The organism is Streptomyces sp. McG3 (genome assembly GCF_018619185.1).
Classification (GTDB): Bacteria; Actinomycetota; Actinomycetes; order Streptomycetales; family Streptomycetaceae; genus Streptomyces.
Genome location: NZ_JAAXYC010000008.1, coordinates 24954 through 43676 on the forward strand (window position 1 = coordinate 24954; position 18723 = coordinate 43676).

General features: G+C 73.1%; 15 protein-coding genes. 6 read left to right on the forward strand and 9 right to left on the reverse strand.

Features of this window, described 5'->3' with window-relative positions:
• Positions 1-381: 381 nt before the first annotated feature.
• Entirely contained in the window at positions 382-1212 is an 831-nt protein-coding gene (locus HET64_RS02610; RefSeq protein WP_215101761.1) for a siderophore-interacting protein, read from the reverse strand.
• A gap of 240 nt (positions 1213-1452) precedes the next feature.
• Positions 1453-2925 carry an MFS transporter gene (locus tag HET64_RS02615; RefSeq protein WP_215101763.1) on the reverse strand — a complete coding sequence of 491 codons (1473 nt, stop codon included), beginning with the start codon at positions 2923-2925 and terminating at the stop codon, positions 1453-1455.
• A gap of 216 nt (positions 2926-3141) precedes the next feature.
• On the opposite strand from HET64_RS02615, the gene HET64_RS02620 reads away from it, so the two are divergent.
• The 3 genes from HET64_RS02620 (at position 3142) to HET64_RS02630 (ending at position 4913) form a co-directional block, all read left to right on the forward strand.
• Positions 3142-3585 (forward strand): helix-turn-helix domain-containing protein, encoded by a 444-nt coding sequence (locus HET64_RS02620; protein ID WP_215101765.1) that lies wholly within the window; start codon positions 3142-3144, stop codon positions 3583-3585.
• Between the two features lie 88 nt (positions 3586-3673).
• Positions 3674-4177, forward strand: a complete 504-nt coding sequence (locus HET64_RS02625) for a DUF1707 domain-containing protein (protein ID WP_374105530.1) — start codon at positions 3674-3676, stop codon at positions 4175-4177.
• A 40-nt stretch (positions 4178-4217) separates the two neighbouring features.
• On the forward strand, positions 4218-4913 hold the full coding sequence (locus tag HET64_RS02630) for an alpha/beta hydrolase (protein ID WP_215101769.1): 696 nt from the start codon (positions 4218-4220) through the stop codon (positions 4911-4913).
• 88 nt (positions 4914-5001) lie between these two features.
• Here HET64_RS02630 and HET64_RS02635 read toward each other — a convergent pair whose 3' ends face one another.
• From HET64_RS02635 to HET64_RS02650, 4 genes are read right to left on the reverse strand one after another with little or no spacing between them, the layout of a single operon-like run.
• Entirely contained in the window at positions 5002-6168 is a 1167-nt protein-coding gene (locus HET64_RS02635; RefSeq protein ID WP_215101771.1) for an acyl-CoA dehydrogenase family protein, read from the reverse strand.
• 7 nt (positions 6169-6175) lie between these two features.
• Positions 6176-7153: a hydroxymethylglutaryl-CoA lyase gene (locus HET64_RS02640; RefSeq protein WP_215101773.1), complete on the reverse strand. Its 978-nt coding sequence runs from the start codon at positions 7151-7153 to the stop codon at positions 6176-6178.
• The gene (locus HET64_RS02645; RefSeq protein ID WP_215101775.1) at positions 7150-9102 is read right to left on the reverse strand and encodes an acetyl/propionyl/methylcrotonyl-CoA carboxylase subunit alpha; all 1953 of its coding nucleotides are present in this window, start codon (positions 9100-9102) and stop codon (positions 7150-7152) included. The genes HET64_RS02640 and HET64_RS02645 overlap by 4 nt, the downstream gene beginning before the upstream one ends.
• A 7-nt stretch (positions 9103-9109) precedes the next feature.
• Complete coding sequence (locus HET64_RS02650) at positions 9110-10732, reverse strand: carboxyl transferase domain-containing protein (RefSeq protein ID WP_215101777.1); 1623 nt, start codon at positions 10730-10732, stop codon at positions 9110-9112.
• Positions 10733-10844: 112 nt separating this feature from the next.
• Here HET64_RS02650 and HET64_RS02655 point away from each other — a divergent pair, with 112 nt between their 5' ends.
• Together HET64_RS02655 and HET64_RS02660 are read left to right on the forward strand one after the other, a co-directional pair.
• Positions 10845-11462 (forward strand): TetR/AcrR family transcriptional regulator, encoded by a 618-nt coding sequence (locus tag HET64_RS02655; RefSeq protein WP_007452780.1) that lies wholly within the window; start codon positions 10845-10847, stop codon positions 11460-11462.
• A gap of 102 nt (positions 11463-11564) precedes the next feature.
• The gene (locus HET64_RS02660) at positions 11565-12230 is read left to right on the forward strand and encodes a GPP34 family phosphoprotein (protein WP_215101779.1); all 666 of its coding nucleotides are present in this window, start codon (positions 11565-11567) and stop codon (positions 12228-12230) included.
• A 44-nt stretch (positions 12231-12274) separates the two neighbouring features.
• Here the strand turns inward: HET64_RS02660 and HET64_RS02665 are convergent, their stop codons facing one another.
• The gene (locus HET64_RS02665; protein ID WP_215101786.1) at positions 12275-13186 is read right to left on the reverse strand and encodes an NmrA family NAD(P)-binding protein; all 912 of its coding nucleotides are present in this window, start codon (positions 13184-13186) and stop codon (positions 12275-12277) included.
• Positions 13187-13288: 102 nt separating this feature from the next.
• Between HET64_RS02665 and HET64_RS02670 the strand changes: the two genes are divergently transcribed.
• On the forward strand, positions 13289-13858 hold the full coding sequence (locus HET64_RS02670) for a TetR/AcrR family transcriptional regulator (protein WP_215101788.1): 570 nt from the start codon (positions 13289-13291) through the stop codon (positions 13856-13858).
• A gap of 18 nt (positions 13859-13876) precedes the next feature.
• Here the strand turns inward: HET64_RS02670 and HET64_RS02675 are convergent, their stop codons facing one another.
• Both HET64_RS02675 and HET64_RS02680 read right to left on the reverse strand, forming a co-directional pair.
• Entirely contained in the window at positions 13877-16933 is a 3057-nt protein-coding gene (locus tag HET64_RS02675) for an acyltransferase family protein (protein ID WP_215101846.1), read from the reverse strand.
• A gap of 23 nt (positions 16934-16956) precedes the next feature.
• A complete protein-coding gene (locus HET64_RS02680) occupies positions 16957-18657 on the reverse strand; it encodes a glycosyltransferase family 2 protein (RefSeq protein ID WP_215101790.1) in 1701 nt (566 codons plus the stop codon).
• Positions 18658-18723 lie beyond the last annotated feature (66 nt).

The following is an 18723-nucleotide window of genomic DNA, read 5'->3' on the forward strand; positions in this document are numbered from 1 at the left end:
GGGCCAGTACTCCCAGCCTCAGACGCTGACGTGACACTCTTTCGCCTCCAGTGAAAGCACTTCGCCTGGCTCGCGCTACTCGCGCTCCATGACTCAGAGTTACGCATATCGCTGCGTGTCACCGTCACAGCCACGCCGGGACTGACGGCCCGAGCTCCACGGCGCCCGGAGGCAGGGCGTGTGCGGTGGGTGATCACCGGGGCGATCATGGGTGGCCCGGCACCGTCGGGCGGCGTTTCCGGGGACGGCCACCGGAACGGGTGAACCTCGGAGCGGTCCTGACCCGTGGCCGGTCGGTGAGCGTCCTGGCTGGTCACGCAAGCCCCTTGAGAGTGGCTGGTCCGAGGTGCCACCGGCGGTGGCGGGCGCCGCTTCCGCTCTCTACGCCTGCTGCTCGGGGAGGCCGCGCCGCCAGTACGCGGAGGACGTCACCCGCTCATGGCCGAAGCCCCGCTCGTGGACGAGATGGTGGTGCAGCGCCCGCACCCCCGACGCCTCGCCCGCGATCCACGCGTACGGAGTGCCCCCGGGCAACTCGGCGGCGCGCACGGTCTCCACGCCGCAGACGGCCCCCTCGCTCCGGACGAGCCACCTGATCCGGGCCTTCGCCGCGGTGTTCAGCGCCTGCCGGTCCTCGGTGCGCGGGATCTCCAGCCAGACCCGGGCCGGCAGCCCCGCGGGCAGCCACTCCAGGGCGGCGGCCGCGGCGGGCAGGGCGGTCTCGTCCGCCCGGATCAGCACCCAGTCCGTGTCGGCGGGCGGCCGGAAGCGTACGGTGGCGTTGTCCGCCGCGGTGGGGCCCAGTACCGCGAGCCGGTCGCCGGGGGAGGCCGCCAGCGCCCAGCGGCAGCCCGGGCCGCCGGCGTCGTGCAGCACGACGTCGAGGTCGACCTCGGTGGAACCGTCCGCCCGCAGCCGCTGGGCCCGTACGGCATACGAACGGGTCACCGCCCGTTCGCCCTCGGGCAGCGCCCGCCATTTCTCGTGCCAGGCCTCGCCCCCGCCCGCCGGAACCACGGCCTCGCGCTGCCCCGGGCGGGGCAGCAGGATCGACAGGCTCTGGTCGCGGCCCCCGCCGCTGAAGCCTTCGGCACCCGGCCCGCCGAGCGTGATCCGCAGGACGGACGGGCCCAGCCGCCGTGTCCGCAGAACGGTCAGGTCGAAGAGCCGGAACGGGGCGATTTCGTGGGCGGTGGCGGTCGTCGGCGTCAACGGGGGCTCCTCCGGGACGGGCCGGAGCGGCGGACGGACGGGCCCGGCTTCCGGCGGGTGCGATCCGAAGGAAGGTTAGCCTAGCCTTGCTTGATAGGGGATGGTGTGACGCCTCGTCTGCTCCGGCGACTCGTGAGGGGAGTCCGCCGGACGCGCGCGAGAGGTGTCGACCACACGGGAAGGGGAGGGCGGCCGGCGTACGACGGTGGGCGCCGGCCCCTCCCCCTCCCTCCGACGTGTTCAGGCGCCGACCGCGGCGGGTCGCTCGACGCCTCCCGGGGCGGTGTTCGCGCTCGGTGGGGCCCCGTCACCCTGACCGCTGTCGCCGGAGGAGGGGCCGCCCCCGGCCGCCGTCCGCCGGGCGCGGAGACCGAACGCGCTGACGGCGGCGGCGGTCAGGGCGGCGGCCAGCGGGACAACCAGGGCCGCCCGGTAGCCGTCGAGGAGGGCGGCCGGCGAAGTTCCCTCCGTGGCGCCGATGTTGACGGCCGCCACCGCTGACAGCCCCAACGCGGCCCCGAACTGGAAGGACGTGTAGAGCAGCCCGCCCGCCACACCCTGCTCCTCCTCCGCGATGCCGTCGGTGGCCACGATGGTGAGGGGCCCGTAGACCAGGGAGAAGGCCAAGCCCAGGAGGAGCAGGCCCGGGAACATCGCCGCGTACGTCCAGTCCGCGGCGATCGGCAGGAACAGGGCGTACGACAGCGACGCGAGAAGCAGTCCGCCGAAGATGACCCGGGCGTTGCCGAACCGGGCCACCAGCCTCGGGGTGAGGAGCGGCGAGAGGACCGCGTCCACGCCGATCACGATCAGCGCGAAGCTGGTCTGCAGGGACGACCAGCCGCGCAACTCCTGGAGGTAGAGCACGGCGATGAACTGGAAGCCGAAGAACCCCGCGGCGAACAGCAGCCCCGACACATTGGCGCGGACCAGCGCCCCGCCGCGGAAGAGGCCCAGGCGCACCAGCGGTGAGGACGCGCCGCGCTCGATGAGGACGAACGCCAGGAAGAGGAGCAGGGCCGCGCCGACCGTGGCGACGGTCCAGACGGCCGGGACGTGCGTGGCCCGCTCGACGCCGAAGACCAGCAGCAGGATCCCGGCGGTGACGGTGACCGCTCCGGCGAGGTCGACACCCTGTCCCGTGCGTTCCGGGCGGGGCGAGGCGGGGACGAGTTTCAGCGCGGCGAGAAGGATGCCGAACGAGAGGATGACCGGGGCGAAGAACACCCAGCGCCAGTCGATGGCGGAGAGCAGCCCGCCGACGACCAGCCCGATCGAGAAGCCTCCCGCGGCGGTGCCGGCGTAGACGAGCAGGGCCTTGTCGCGCTGCGGCCCCTCCGGGAAGCCGGTGGTGATGATCGACAGGCCGGCCGGGGTCATGAAGGCGGCGGCGATACCCGTCACGAAGCGGGCGACGATCAGCATCCAGCCCTCGGTGGCCAGCCCGCCCAGGCCGGAGAAGAGCAGGAACACCACGAGCCAGAGGAGGAACATCCGGCGACGGCCGAACAGGTCGGCCGCCCGTCCGCCCAGCAGCATGAAACCGCCGTAGCCCAGGACGTACGCGCTCATCACCCACTGGAGCGTGCCGGTGGACAGGTCCAGATCCTCGCGGATCGCGGGCAGGGCCACGTTGAGCATGGCCACATCGATGCCCTCCAGGAAGATCGCGCCGCACAGGACGAGCAGCACGCCCCAGGCGCGTCCGCTCATGCGGTCACTGCTCGGTCGGGGAAGGGATGGTGATGAGGACACGGGACTTCTCCTTGTGCGCGGACGAAACAGGCATGGCGAGGCACCGCGACGGCGGTCGCGTGCGACGTTGTGGGTGGGCGGAGGCGGCAAGCGGAGCTGCCTGACAGCGAGTTACCGAAGTGCTGGTCGGTTCTCTCTTGTAACCACTCGAAGCTTGCGGCACCGTGGGGAGGTATGGAAGAAGGCACTTCGAAGTCACCGAGTAACTGCGCGCATACCGGCGTCGGCCAGGACTACGACATCAGCCAGTGGGACGTCCGCGAGGGATGCGAGGTGCGGCAGATCCTCGACCGCGTCGCGGACAAGTGGTCGCTCCTCGCCATCGCCCACCTGGAACGCCGCACGCTGCGCTTCTCCGAGCTGCGCCGGCTGATCGAAGGCATCAGCCAGCGCATGCTGACGGTGACCCTGCGCCAGCTCGAACGCGACGGCCTGGTGCGGCGCACGGTCTACCCCGTCGTCCCGCCCCGCGTGGAGTACGAGCTGACGGAGCTGGGCGCGACGCTGCACACGACGATCAGGTCCCTGGTCGACTGGACCGAGAGCCATCAGCAGGAGATCGCGAAGGCGCGCGCCGACTACGACGATCGCCAGGAGGCCGGGGCGTCGGTCTCCTGATGCCGGGGTTCCGCCGGCCATGTCCGTGCGGCCGGGGCCGCACTAAGGTGAAGTGGTGAACTCACCCCAGGGAAACGCCGTTTCGCGCGTGAGCGAGGAAGACCGCGAGACCGCCGTGCGGCGCGTGCGGGAGGCGTACGCCGAGGAGCACATCTCGCACGAGGAGATGGACGAGCGCCTCGGCCGGGTACTGGCCGCCACGACGCGGGGCGAGCTCGCGGTGGCGCTCGACTCGCTCCCGGCGGAGGACCCGGGCACCACGTCGACGATCGCCGCCGCCGGCGGGCGGATCAAGCGGCGCGGGGCATGGCGGGTGCCCCGCGTCCTCAAGGTCGAGTCCGCCTTCGGGCGGGTGCGCCTGGATCTGTCCCGGGCGATCATCGAATACCCGGTCATCGACATCGAGCTGAGCCTCGGCACCGGCAACGCGAGCATCACCGTGCCGCGCGACGCGATCGTCGAGGTCGAGGGCCTGACGACCGGCTGGAAGGACCTGCGCTACCGGCCCCGGCAGCCGACCCGCCCCGGCGCGCCGCGCATCCGCTTCTCGGGGGCTCTGGGATACGGGCGGACGGGCGTCTGCTGGGGATGAACGGCTTGTGCCACGTCACCCCCTCGAAAGGCTCCGCCCGATGGCTGACAAACCCGCGATCGTCCTGGTCCACGGCTTCTGGGGCGGCGCCGCCCACTGGGCCAAGGTCATCACCGAACTGCACCGCCGCGGCTTCGGCTCCCTGCACGCGGTGGAGAACCCGCTGACCTCCCTGGCCGACGACGCCGAGCGCACCCGCAAGATGGTCCGGCAGATCGACGGACCGGTGGTCCTGGTCGGCCACTCCTACGGTGGCGCGGTCATCACCGAGGCCGGCGACCTGCCGGGCGTCACGGGACTCGTCTACATCGCCGCGTTCGCGCCGGACGCCGGTGAGAGCCCCGGGCAGATCAGCCAGGAGAAGCCCCCCGCGGCGTTCGAGAACCTCGCCCCGGACTCCGACGGCTACCTGTGGGTCAAGCAGGACAAGTTCCACGAGAGCTTCGCCCAGGACCTGTCCGAGGAGGAGGCACGGGTGATGGCGGTGACGCAGAAGGCGCCGCTGGCCTCGACGTTCGGCGACAACGTCACCGCCCCGGCCTGGCGGTCCAAGCCCACGTGGTACCAGGTCTCCGCCGCCGACCGCATGATCCACCCCGACAACGAGCGCCGCATGGCGTCCCGTATGCAGCCGCGCAGGACGATCGAGCTGGATGCCGGTCACGCCTCCCTCGCCTCGCAGCCCGGCCCGGTCACCGACCTCATCGAGGAGGCGGCGGCCGCCTCGGCCGGCTGACGGGTCCCCCGCTGATCGCCGCCGCCCCGGCCCCCGTGAGCACCTCCACGGCGGCCGGGGCGGCGGCGATCGGACCACCTGCGGCAGATCAGCCCGGCAGCCCCAACTCCCGCGCGATCAGCATCCGCTGCACCTCGCTCGTCCCCTCGCCGATCTCCAGGATCTTCGAGTCGCGCCACATCCGCGCCACCGGGTACTCGTTCATGAAGCCGTAGCCGCCGTGGATCTGCGTCGCCTCGCGGGCGTTGTCCACCGCGACCGTCGAGGAGTACAGCTTCGCGATCGCCGCCTCCTTCTTGAACGGTTCGCCCGCCACCAGCCGCGAGGCCGCGTCGCGCCAGCCCACCCGGGCCATGTGGGCGCGCATCTCCATGTCGGCGATCTTGAACTGGATCGCCTGGTTCGCGCCGATCGGCCGGCCGAACGCGTGGCGCTCGGCCGCGTACTTCACCGACTCGTCCACGCAGCCCTGCGCCAGGCCCGTGGCCAGCGCCGAGATCGCGACCCGGCCCTCGTCGAGGATCCGCAGGAACTGTGCGTAGCCCCGGCCCTCCTCGCCCAGCAGGTTCGCCGCCGGGACGCGGACATCGGCGAAGGACAGCTCCCGGGTGTCCGAGGCGTTCCAGCCGACCTTCGAGTAAGGGGCGGCGACCGTGAAGCCGGGGGTGCCGGAAGGGACGATGATCGCGGAGATCCGGGGGCGGCCGTCCTCCTTGCGGCCGGTCACCGCCGTCACCGTCACCAACTCGGTGATGTCCGTCCCGGAGTTGGTGATGAAGCACTTCGAGCCGTTGATCACCCACTCGTCTCTGGCCTCGTCCAGCACGGCCGTCGTCCGGGTGCCGCCCGCGTCCGAGCCGCCGTCCGGCTCGGTCAGGCCGAACGCGCCGAGCGCCTCGCCCGAGCAGAGCTTCGGCAGCCACTGCCGTTTCTGCTCCTCCGTGCCGAACAGGTGCAGCGGCATCGCGCCCAGCGAGACCCCGGCCTCCAGGGTGATCGCCACCGAGGAGTCGACCCGGGCCAGCTCCTCCAGGGCGATCCCGAGCGCCAGGTAGTCACCGCCCATGCCGCCGTACTCCTCCGGGAACGGCAGCCCGAACAGGCCCATCCGGCCCATCTCGCGGACGATCTCGTAAGGGAATTCATGGCGCTCGTAGAAGTCGCCGATCTTCGGCGCGACCACGTCGTGCGCGAACGCCTCGACCGTGCGGCGCAGTTCCTCGTGCTCGGCGGTCAGCCGGTGGTCCAGGGACATGGGTAGCTCACTCCTTGTGGGAGGTGGGAGAGGAGGAAGAGGAAGGGGCCAGGGCGCGGACCGTGCGCGATGGGCTCGGCCGGCCCAGGTGTCCGGCCAGCCAGACACTGGTGGCGGTCAACTCGTCCAGGTCGACGCCGGTTTCGATGCCGAGGCCGTCGAGCATCCACACGAGGTCCTCGGTGGCGAGATTGCCCGTGGCGCTCTTCGCGTACGGGCAGCCGCCCAGGCCGCCCGCCGAGGCGTCGACCGTGCTCACCCCGTGCTGGAGCGCCGCCAGGGTGTTGGACAGTGCCTGGCCGTACGTGTCGTGGAAGTGGACGCCGATGGAGGGCGTCGCCACACCCGCGTCGTTCAGCGCCGTCAGCAGCGCCGTCACGTGGCCCGGCGTCGCCACCCCGATCGTGTCGCCCAGCGACAACTCGTCGCAGCCCAGGTCCATCAGAGCTTTCGCGACCCGGACCACCTGGGCCACGGGCACCGCGCCTTCCCACGGGTCGCCGAAGCACATCGACAGATAGCCGCGCACATAGGCCTTCTCCGCCTTGGCGCGGGCCACCACCGGCTCGAACATGGCCAGCGACTCGTCCACGGTCCGGTTCAGATTGCGTGCGGCGAACGTCTCCGTCGCCGAACCGAACACCGCGATCGACCGGGCCCCGAGCGCCAGCGCCCGGTCCAGTCCGCGTTCGTTCGGCACGAGGACCGGGAGGGAGACGTCACCCACGTCCGCGATGTCCCCGAGGAGGGGGAACAGAGCCTCCGCGTCCGCCAGTTGGGGCACCCATTTCGGGTGCACGAAGCTCGTCGCCTCGATGGTGGACAGGCCCGCCACCGCCAGGCGGCGGATGAACTCCGCCTTCACCTCCGTCGGAACGGTGCCCTTCTCGTTCTGGAGGCCGTCGCGCGCCCCCACCTCGTGGATCCTGACCCGGGCGGGCAGTCCGGGGGCCGGGACGGTCATGGGAAGCGTGCGCGGGGTCATGAGCCCTCCTCGGCCGCGACGGGGACCACTACCGCCAGGATCTGGTCCATCGCGACCGTCGCGCCCGCCGTGACGTCGAGCTCGGTGACGGTCCCCGCGTGCGGGGCGGAGATCACGTGCTCCATCTTCATCGCCTCCACCACGAGCAGGCTCTGCCCCGCCTCGACCTCGTCCCCGACGGCGACCTTCACCACCGTGACCGTGCCCGGCATCGGGGCCGCCAGGGTGTCCGCCCCGCTCCGGCCCGCCCCGCTCAGGGACGCCTCCACCGGATCGTGGTCCTGGACGTGCCAGGTGTCGCCGTCCCGGCCGATCCAGTCCCCGGAGCGGTGGAAGTGGCCCACCGTGCCGTCGAGTTCGACCGTGACCCGGTCGTCCGTGACCGTCGCGGAGGCCGGAGCGCCGTACGTCACCGGGTCCGCGCCCGCCACCCGCAGCGGGAAGAGCAGCGGTGCCGGCGCACCCCCCGTCCGCCATCCGCTCGGCACCGAGAACGGGTCCGTCCAGCCGCCCGCGTCCGGCCGGGGCTCCAGCGCCTCCCGGCGGACGGCGGCCGCCGCCGCGTACACCTCGTCCGGCACCCCGTCCGGCACCAGGCCCTCCGCCTCGCGTTCCACCAGCCCGGTGTCCAGGTCGCCGGAGATCACGTCCGGGTGGGCCAGCAGGCGGCGCAGGAAGCCCGCGTTGGTCGGGACGCCCAGGATGACCGTGTCCGCGAGGGCCGCCCGCAGCTTGCGGATGGCCGTCGCGCGGTCGGGGCCGTACGCGATGACCTTCGACAGCATCGGGTCGTAGAGGCTGCCCACCGGCACGCCCTCGCTGAGACCCGAGTCCGTCCGCACCCCGCCGCCCTGCGGCTCGCGCAGGGCCAGCACCGTACCGCCGGACGGCAGGAAGCCCCGGGCGGGGTCCTCCGCGCAGACGCGGGCCTCGATCGCGTGCCCGGTCAGGGTGATGTCCTCCTGCGCGTACGGCAGCCGCTCGCCGGACGCCACCCGCAACTGCCACTCCACCAGGTCCAGGCCGGTGATCAGCTCGGTGACCGGGTGCTCGACCTGGAGGCGGGTGTTCATCTCCATGAAGTAGTACGAGGCGGGGTCGTCGCCCGGGACGATGAACTCCACCGTCCCCGCGCCGGCGTACCCGCAGGAGCGCGCCGCCTGCACGGCGGCCTCGCCCATCGCCGCCCGGGTCTCCTCGTCGAGGAAGACCGAAGGGGCCTCCTCGATGATCTTCTGGTGGCGGCGCTGGAGCGAGCACTCGCGCTCGCCGAGGTGGATCACGTTGCCGTGGGTGTCGGCCAGCACCTGGATCTCGATGTGGCGCGGCCGGTCGATCCACCGCTCCACGAGGAGGGTGTCGTCGCCGAAGGAGGCCCGTGCCTCGCGGCGGGCCGCCGCGATCTCCTCCGCCAGCACCGAGGCGTCGCGGACCAGGCGCATGCCCTTGCCGCCGCCGCCCGCGCTCGGCTTCAGCAGCACCGGGGTGCCGATCTCCCGGGCCGCTTCCTCCAGTTGGGCGTCGGTCAGGCCGCTCCCGGAGGACCCGGGGACCACCGGCACTCCGGCCGCCGCGACCGTCTCCTTGGCCCGGATCTTGTCACCCATGAGGGAGATCGCGGAGGCGGGCGGGCCGATGAAGACCAGCCCCGCGTCCGTACAGGCGGCGGCGAACTCGGCGTTCTCCGCGAGGAATCCGTACCCGGGGTGGACGGCCTGCGCGCCGGTGCGGCGGGCCGCCTCCAGGAGCGCGGGCACCGAGAGATAGCTCTCCGACGCGGGCGGCGGGCCGATCCGGACCGCCGTGTCCGCCTCACGTACATGCCGGGCGTCCGCGTCCGCGTCGCTGAAGACCGCGACCGAGCGCACCCCCTGCTCCCGCAGGGTCCGGATCACCCGGACCGCGATCTCGCCGCGGTTGGCGACCAGAACGGTGTCGAACATCGTCATCTGTTCCTCACATCCGGAAGACGCCGAAGCCGGGCCCGGCCGGGTCCTTCTGGGGCAGCGGGGCATTGGCGCAGGCCGTGAGCGCGAGGCCCAGGACCTGCCGGGTGTCCACGGGGTCGATCACACCGTCGTCCCAGAGCCGGGCGGTCGCGTAGTAGGCGTTGCCCTGGGTCTCGTACTGGGCGCGGATCGGGGCCTTGAACGTCTCCTCGTCCTCGGCGCTCCAGTCGTCGCCGAGCTGGTCGCGCTTGACGGTGGCCAGCACGGAGGCGGCCTGCTCACCGCCCATCACCGAGATCTTGGCGTTCGGCCACATCCACAGGAAGCGGGGGCTGTAGGCCCGGCCGCACATCGAGTAGTTGCCCGCGCCGTACGAACCGCCGACCACGACCGTCAGCTTCGGCACCCGGGTACAGGCCACGGCCGTGACCATCTTCGCGCCGTGCTTGGCGATGCCGCCCGCCTCGTAGTCCCGGCCGACCATGAAGCCGGAGATGTTCTGGAGGAAGACGAGCGGGATGCCGCGCTGGTCGCACAGCTCGATGAAGTGCGCGCCCTTCTGGGCCGACTCGGAGAACAGGATCCCGTTGTTCGCGACGATCCCGACCGGGTGGCCGTGGATGCGGGCGAAGCCGGTGATCAGCGTCTGCCCGTACTCCGCCTTGAACTCCTGGAAGCGGGAGCCGTCGACCACGCGCGCGATCACTTCGCGTACGTCGTAGGGCGTCCGGGAGTCCACGGGCACGGCCCCGTACAGCCCGGCCGGGTCCACCTTCGGCTCCTCGGCCGGCTCGACCGACCAGGGGAGCGGGGTGCGGTCCGGGAGGGTCGCGACGATGTTGCGGACGATCCGCAGGGCGTGCGCGTCGTCCTCCGCGAGGTGGTCGGTGACCCCCGACGTACGGGAGTGGACCTCGCCGCCGCCCAGCTCCTCCGCCGTGACGACCTCGCCGGTGGCGGCCTTCACCAGCGGCGGGCCGCCGAGGAAGATCGTGCCCTGGTCGCGGACGATGACGGCCTCGTCGCTCATCGCCGGGACGTACGCCCCGCCCGCCGTGCAGGAGCCCAGCACCGCCGCGATCTGTGGAATGCCGGCCCCCGACATCCGGGCCTGGTTGTAGAAGATCCGGCCGAAGTGGTCCCGGTCGGGGAAGACCTCGTCCTGCATCGGCAGGAACGCGCCGCCCGAGTCGACCAGATAGAGGCAGGGGAGACGATTCTCCAGCGCCACTTCCTGGGCGCGCAGGTGCTTCTTCACGGTCATCGGGTAGTACGTGCCGCCCTTGACGGTCGCGTCATTGGCGACGATCACGCACTCCCGGCCGCTGACCCGCCCGATCCCGGCGATCACCCCGGCGGCCGGGGCCGCGCCCCCGTACAGCCCCTCGGCGGCCAGCGGGGCCAGCTCCAGGAAGGGTGAGCCCGGGTCGAGGAGGGTGTCCACCCGGTCCCGGGGGAGCAGCTTGCCGCGCGCCTCGTGACGGGCCCGCGCCTTCTCACCCCCGCCCAGCCGTGCCGTGGCGAGGCGTCCCGCCAGCTCGTCGGAGAGCGCGCGATGAGCCGCCTCGTTGGCCTGCCAGGCCTCCGAGGCGGGATCGGCCGCGCTCGCCAGGACCGGTGCCTGCTGCATCGTGTCGAGCCCCCTTGCCCGTACCGCGATAGTCAACCGCTGCTGTTAGTGATCGTTAACGCGTTTCCCACAGGTTAACGAGCGCTAACGACCCTGTCTAGAATGAATCCTCATGAGCACCCATGCCGCCGCCCGCGTCGCGGCCCCCACCCGCCGCGAGCAGATCCTCCGGGAGGCCGCCCGCCTCTTCGCCGAGCGCGGCTTCCACGGCGTCGGCGTCGACGAGATAGGCGCCGCCGTCGGGATCAGCGGTCCCGGCCTCTACCGCCACTTCCCGGGCAAGGACGCGATGCTCGCCGAACTCCTGGTGGGCATCAGTGAACGGCTGCTGGAGGGCGGCCGCATGCGGGTGTCGGAGGACGCCGCCCGGGGCGACGGCTCCCCGGAGGCCCTCCTGGACGCGCTCATCGAGGGCCACATCGACTTCGCCCTCGACGACCGCCCCCTGATCACCCTCCACGACCGCGAGCTGGACCGGCTGCGCGACACGGACCGCAAGCGGGTGCGCCGGCTCCAGCGCGAGTACGTCGAGGTCTGGGTCGGCGTCGTCCGCGCCCTCTACCCGTCGCTGGCCGAGAACCGGGCCCGCGTCACCGTGCACGCCGTCTTCGGCCTGCTGAACTCCACCCCGCACCTGGCCCGCCCCGAGGCCCTGCCCGGCCGCGCCGTGACCGCCGCCCTGCTGCACCGGCTGGCCCGGGGCGCCTTCGCCGCAGCGGAACCCTCCTGAGCAGCGGTTTCGCCTCCTGAGCAACCCCGGACGGGGTTCGCACGTCTGTCCGGTCGACACGTTACTGTCCGGTCAACACGCAACGAATCGGGGAGTCGCACCATGGCCGTCTCACTGGGCGAAGAGATCATGCTGCTGTCGCTGGACGACGCGACCGGCGCGGCCAAGGGGGAGACCGCCGCCCGCTGGGGCGTGGCGGCCGGGATGCTCCTGGAGCTGGTCATGGCGGGCCGCGTCACGGTGAAGGGCGGCCGCGTCGAGGTCTTCGACCCGTCCCCGACGGGCGACCCGCTCCTGGACGGACGGCTCGACCGGCTGGCGCGCTGGGTCCACGGGACGTCCAGCAGCCGCAAGGTCACCGACTGGCTGACCCGGGACCACGCCAAGGGCTCGCAGGACGTCGTGGAGAGCCTCTGCGCCCGCGGCCTGGTGACCGAGGAGAAGCACCGGGCCCTCGGCGTCTTCCCCGTGCGCCGCTACCCGGAGGCCGACGGAACCGTCGAGCGGGAGCTGCGCGCCCGGCTGGCCGCCACGGTGCTGCACGGGGCCGAGCCGGACGCCCGCACCAGCTCCCTCGTCGCCCTGCTGCACGCCACGGGCATGCACCCCCAGGCCTTCCCCGGCCTGCCGAAGAAGCGGGTCGCCCCGCGCATGGCCGACATCGCCGAGGGGCACTGGGCGGGCGTGAGCGTGGGTGAGGCGATCCGCAACCTCCAGGCGGCGATCTCCGCGGTGACGATGGTGACGGTCCTGACCGTGGTGACCTAGGGCCTCTCGTTCGGATCATGCCGGGCTCGCGGGGTCCGGGGCTGTCAGGCCTCCGCCGTCAGATGCCGGTCCGCCCAGGCGGCGAACGAGGTCACCGGAATCCCGAGCTCCACGGCGAGTCCGGGGCGGGCCGGCTGGGTGATGGCGTTGCTCCACAGGTGACCGGCGCCCCAGGCCGGCATACCCGCCGCGAGCGCCTCGTCGAGATCCATCGACGGCGCCTCCACCGGCACGCCCCACGCGGTGGACAGCACCCCGGCCACCTGCTCCATCGTGAGCCGGTCGCCCGCGAGTTCCAGCTCCACCCCGTGGAAGCGGCCGGGCTCCCGCACGGCGTGGGCGACGGCCGCGCCGATGTCCTCGCACGCCACCAGCGCCAGGGTCGTGTCCGGCCGGATCACCGTCGCGAGACCGCCGCCGGGGCCGTGCGGGGCCAGCTGGGGCAGGTTCTCCATGAAGAACGCGGGCTTGACCACGGTCCAACGGGCGAAGCCCGCCCCGCGCACCGCCTCCAGGATGGCCTGCTTGGTGTCGAAGTACGGCTCCATCGCCGCCCAGCGGCCCTCCGCCCAGCCCGGCGTCTCCGTGTGCGCGCCGACCCCGCTGGTCGAGGACTGGACGAACTGCGGCACGCCCGCCGCCCGTGCCGCCTCGACGAGGTGCGTCGCCTGCGCCAGCTCCCCGGCGAAGTCGACGCCGCTGTCGCTCATCGGCGGCATCTGTACCGAGAACACGGCCCGGACGCCCGAGCAGGCCGCGTCCAGCGAGGACCGGTCGGCCAGGTCCCCGGTCACCAGCTCGACACCCAGCGCCTCGACGTCCTTCGCGCGCCGCGTGTGCGGGTCGCGCACCAGGGCGCGTACCGGGATGCCGGCGGCCAGCAGGGCCCGGGCGGCGGCCCCGCCCTGGCGGCCGGTGGCGCCGGTGACCAGGACGGGGGCGGTGGGTGATGCCATGGCGGTGTCTCCTCGCGACCGGGAACACAAAACGGCGGGGCCCGCCGTTTCCTTACCGGCTACGATATGGCGGGGCCCACCACTTAGCAACATGGAGAGAACGTGACCGGTCAGCGCGCGGACGCCCGCCGCAACTACAGCCGCATCCTCGCCGTGGCGGAGGCCGAGGTCGCCCAGCACGGAGCCGCCGCCTCCCTCGAACAGGTCGCCCGCACGGCAGGCGTCGGCTCCGCCACCGTGCGCCGTCACTTCCCCACCCGCCAGGCGCTCCTGGAAGCCGTCTTCCAGGAGCGCGTCCAAGCCCTCTGCGGGCGCGCGGAGGCCCTGAGCCGGACCGAGGACAGCCGCGCCGCCCTGCTGGACTGGCTGCGCGGCCTGGTGGAGTACGCCGTCTCCGCCCGGGGGCTCGCGGACGTACTGACCTACGAGCCGCCGACGGACGCGCCCGCCGGCGACGCGCCGCACTCCTGCGGCGCGGTGCTCGCGGACGCGGCAGCCCCGCTGCTGGCCCGGGCCCTGGACGACGGGACGGTCAGGGCGGGCACCACCTTCCACGACCTGCTCACCCTCGCGGTCGGCATCGCCCTGGCCACCGAGCACCACGTCGAACCGTCGGTCCAGGCCGACCGCCTCCTCACACTCGCGGTCGAAGGCCTCAGCCCGAGCCCATGAGGGCGCGTGGTTCCCCGGTCAGCCCGCCGTGCCCCTGGTGGAGACCCTGACCCGGTCGACCCGCATCGGGTGACCCGGCTCGGTGGCGGGGCCCACCGTCGCCCCGTCGGCCTCCGGCAGCTTGCCGCCGACCGCCACGTTCAGGATCAGGAACACCCCGTGGTCCACGGCCCGCTGCCAGGTCCCGGCGTCCATCGCGTCGGCCCGCACCCGGTGGTACACCCGGTCGTCCCGATACCAGCGCACTTCCCGCGCGCCGGGGGAGAGGTCGACCTCGACGGCGTACGTGTGGAACGCCTCACGGCAGTCCGCGCACGGCTGAGCCCCTGACGTCAGCCCCACGGGCTCCTCGCACGGGCCGCCGTCCAGGACCCCGCAGTGCATCGAGCCGAAGACGGTGTCCCGCCCGTTGACCGACTCCATCACGTCCAGCTCGCCGACCCCGGGCCAGCCGGTGTACCCGTCGCGCAGGGACGCTCCCAGGGTCCAGAACGCCGGCCAGTAGCCCGCCGCCCCCGGCCCCGTCACGTCCGGCAGCGCGATCGACGCCTCGATCCGCAGCACCCCGCCGGGCGGCGGCGCGAAGTCGGACCGCACGGTCGTGATCCGGCCCGAACTCCACTGCCCGCCCTTCCTGGTGGGCACGATCTCCAGGACGCCCTTCCCGTCCAGGCGTACGTTGGCGGTCGAGTCGGTCATGGTCTCGATCTCGCCGGTGCCCCACTTCGGCGCCGGGCAGCCGGGATAGCAGGTGCCGAGGTCGTGACTCCAGTTCGCGGGGGAGGGGCGGCTGTTCGCCGGGCCGTCGAAGTCGTCCCGCAGCAGCTCGGTCCAGCCGCCCGCCCCGGGTGCGCCGGAAGGCGCGGGGGCGGGGGCGCCGGCCGGGGGCAGCGCGCCCGACTCCGTCAGCAGCCGCTCCAGCCGGGGGGCCAGCACGATGGCCGCCACGTTCGTCAGATGGGCGTCGTCCCGGTAGAGCAGGATCCGGTCCCGTACCGCCGGGCAGGTCGGGCCGTCCCCCGGGCACAGCACCTGGTTCACGCCGACGGACCGCACACCCGGCACCGCGCCCGCCTCGATCCGCCGCGCGAAGGGGTCGGCCACAACCGCCGTCGCCCGGCTGAACGCGCAGGCGGCGGCGGAGTCCGGAGCGCCGGAGACGCACGCGGGAATGTCCCTCCCCGGTACGGGGGTGTCCTCGATGTACACGATCGGGGCGCCGGTCGCCCGCAGCGGCTTCAGCGTCTTCTCCCAGGCGGCGGAGAGGAGTTCACCGTCGGCGGTGTACCGGTTGAGCGAGGCGATCACGATGAGCCGGGGCTTCGGCCCCGTACGCAGCCGGTCGAGGGCGTCGGCCCGCCAGGTGTCGCACTCCCGGTACTCGCGCCCCAACTGGGGGTTCTTCACCGTCAGTTCCGGCAGCGGGCAGCCCTGCTTCACCAGCTCCTGGAGCGCCCAGCCGCGCTGGGAGGCCAGTGCGAGCAGCGGGGAGAACCACTGCCCGGCGTGGGAGTCGCCGAGCAGGACGACGCGGTCGGGACTGTCCACCGCCCCGAACAGGCACTCCGGGCTGCGGGTCACCTCCGGCGCGACCTGGCAGGCCCCGTCCGGCGGGAAGTCCTTCCGCGCCTGCGCCGGTCCCGGCACCAGGGGGCCGTCCGCGAGCGGGGAGCCGTCGGCCCGGGCGAGCAGCGAGGGCCCGGCGGCCGCACCCGGCGGGAGGCCCTTGGCGTCGACGGGGGTGGCCGGGCCCATCAGGTGCAGGGTCGTGGTGCCGACGACCAGCGCGAGCACGACCGGCAGGACGATGGCGGAGATCCCCACCGCCAGTCCCCGGCGCGGGAGTTCGGAGACCGTACGGCTGCGGCGCAGCGGCTGCTCGACCCAGCGCATCGTGGCGAGGGCGGGCAGCGCGGCGGCCAGCGTCAGCGCCGTCTTCGCGGGCCAGCCGAGCGTCCCGAGCCGCGCCTCGGCGAGGACGAGCACCGGCCAGTGCCACAGGTAGAGGTTGTAGGAGAGCCGCCCGACCGCCCGGGGGGCCCGTCCGCTCAGCAACCGGCCGACTCCGTGGGCCCCTTGGACCTCGCGCTCGCCCCGGCCCGGGACCGCGGCGAGGATCACGGCGGCCGTCCCCAGGGTGGGGACGAGCGCCGCGTGGCCGGGGTACGGGGTCGACGCGTCGTACGACACGACGCACCAGACGATCGCCGCGGCCCCCGCCCACCCGCAGACCAGCCGCAGCGGGCGCGGGCCGCGCAGCAGGTGCCAGGGCAGCAGTGCCAGCAGCGCGCCGACGGCGAACTGCCAGACCCGCGAGGGGGTTCCGAGGTACGCGAGCGAGACGGAGTCCCGCGTCCAGTGCAGGGACAACGCGAACGAGGCGAGCGCCACGGCGGCGGTGGTGAGCGCCACGATCGCCCGCACGGCCCGGCCCCGGCGGACCGCGCGGGCGGCGACGAGCACGATCACCGCCAGCAGCGGGGCCCAGAACAGGTAGAACTGCTCCTCGACGGCGAGCGACCAGAAGTGCAGCAGCGGACTCTGGTCGTGCCCGGCTGCCAGGTAGTCGGTCTGCTGGGAGACGAACCGCCAGTTGGCGACGGACAGCGCGGCCGCGAGGACGTCCTGCTCCAGGTCGGCGCGGAGCAGCGGTACGGTCAGCCACGCTCCGGCCACCGCGACCGCGGCGAGGACGACGGCGGCCGAGGGCAGCAGCCGGCGGGCCCGGCGGGAGAAGAAGTCGCCGAGCCGGATCCGGCCGGTGGTGATCGCCTCCCGGACCAGGAGCCCGGTGATCAGATAGCCGGAGATGACGAAGAAGACGTCCACCCCGACGAAGCCGCCCGCGGTCCCCGGTATCTGGGCGTGGAAGGCGAGGACCGCGAGGACGGCGACCGCGCGCAGCCCTTCGATGTCGGGCCGGAACGTGGACCGGTGCGGACTGGGCCCGGACTCGCCGCCCGAGTTGCCCGAGTTGCCCGAGCCGGCCGGGCTGCCCGGTCGCGGGGGTGTGGCCGACGGGGGCGGGGGAGCGGACCGCTTCCGGCGGGGGCCGTGGGTGAGGAGGAACGGCATCGGGTGGCGCCTTTCGGTGCGGCTCAACTCAGCCACGGGAGCATCGGGTCGACCCACCCGGAGGCGAGCAGGCCGGTGAGCAGGAGGACGGCGGAGGCGGCGAGGGCCTCGGGCCAGCGGCGGGGCAGCACGCCTGTCCGTGGCCGGGTCCGTGAACGGTGGCCGGCTGGCGGCCCGGCGGTCTCGGCGGGTGCCCGGCGGTCCGGCCGCAGTTCGGTCAGCAGGTCCCGGATCAGGGGCACGTTGATCTGGAGCTGGACCAGGAGGTAGAGGCCGAGTCCCCAGGCGGGCCCCCAGCCGTTGCGGGCCACCACCAGTGCCAGGCCTCCGGCGGCGGCCCCGTTGGACAGGACCAGCCAGACCAGCGAGACGCCCACGACCCGGCGGGCCATCGAGCCCGAACTCCCGCTGCTGCGGACCCCGGTGGGCACCCAGGCGGCGCTGCGGCCCCGCAGGGTGTGCCAGAACGCGGTGGCGGCGGCCACACTGGTGAGGACGTTGGCGCGGATCACCTCCACCCGCCACCGGGTCCGGCTGATCCGGGGCAGCAGCACATGCCACAGCCACAGCGGGGCGAGCAGCGGCAGCACGTGCCAGGGGCGGATGTGGTCCGGGTACCAGAACATCATCACGAGCGGCGGCAGCGGGGCGGCGAAGGTGTTCACGGCCGTGGTCAGGTAGCCGACGACGCCCTCGTAGAAGCAGAGCCGCATCCGCCAGGGCGCGCCCATGCGCCCCAGGACCGGGGTGCCGAGGAGGTGCAGGTTGCCCATCGCCCACCGGTACTGCTGGTTGACGAACGAGGTGACGGTGTCGGGCGAGGTGCCCTTGGCGACCAGGACCGGGACGTACTGGGTGCGGAACCCCCTCTCGTGCAGGGCGAGTCCGGTGTAGAGGTCCTCGCTGTGGTCGAGCCGGGCGAAGCCGCCCGCCAGGTCGATCGCGGACCGCCGGTAGACGGCGTTGCTGCCGCAGCAGATCGCCGCGTCGCTGGCGTCCCGCGAGGGCTGGATCCAGCGGAAGAACCACTCCTGCGCGGCCCCGGCGGCGCGCTGGATCCAGTCCATGCCCGGGTCGGTGTCGAAGCACTGCGGGCTCTGCGCGATGCCGACGGCCGGGTCCGCGAGATACGGGACCAGATGGCGCAGGAAGTCCGGCCGGGGCGCGAAGTCCGCGTCCAGGATCGCGATGTACTCGGCCCCGGACAGCGTGAGCGCGTGGTTGAGGTTCCCCGCCTTCTTCAGGTGGCCCCGGTCGGGGCGTACGACGTACCGGTAGCCGTGCCCGGCCGCCAGGGCCGCCACCTCGGCCCGGTCGGCGTCGTCCAGCACCCAGACGGTGAGCGCGTCGGGCCAGTCGAGGGCGGCGACCGCCGCATAGGCGTTGGCTAGCACGGGCAGCGGCTCGCCGCAGGTCGGCAGATAGAGGTCCACGCCCGGCAGCGCGGTGGGCCGCCAGGCGCGGACGAGCACCTCGTGGGAGGACCGGGTCAGCCGGCGCTGCCGCAGGCTGTTCACGGAGGACAGCAGCAGGGCCACCACGTTCAGCCCGAGGATCGCGAGGAAGGCCCACAGCGCGGGGGTCCGTAAGGCGAAGGTGAACATCGTCGCCGCCGTGAACACGAAGGCCAGCGAACTGCTCACCAGCACCCACCGGCGTTGCGGCCCGAAGTACCAGTAGAGCTCGTCGTCGGACGGAGGTTGCGGAAGGTGATGCACGGTCATAAAGCCCCCCACGGTTGTGTATGTGCCCGTTTCAGGTGGCCCACCCTAATGTCAAAGGTATAGACC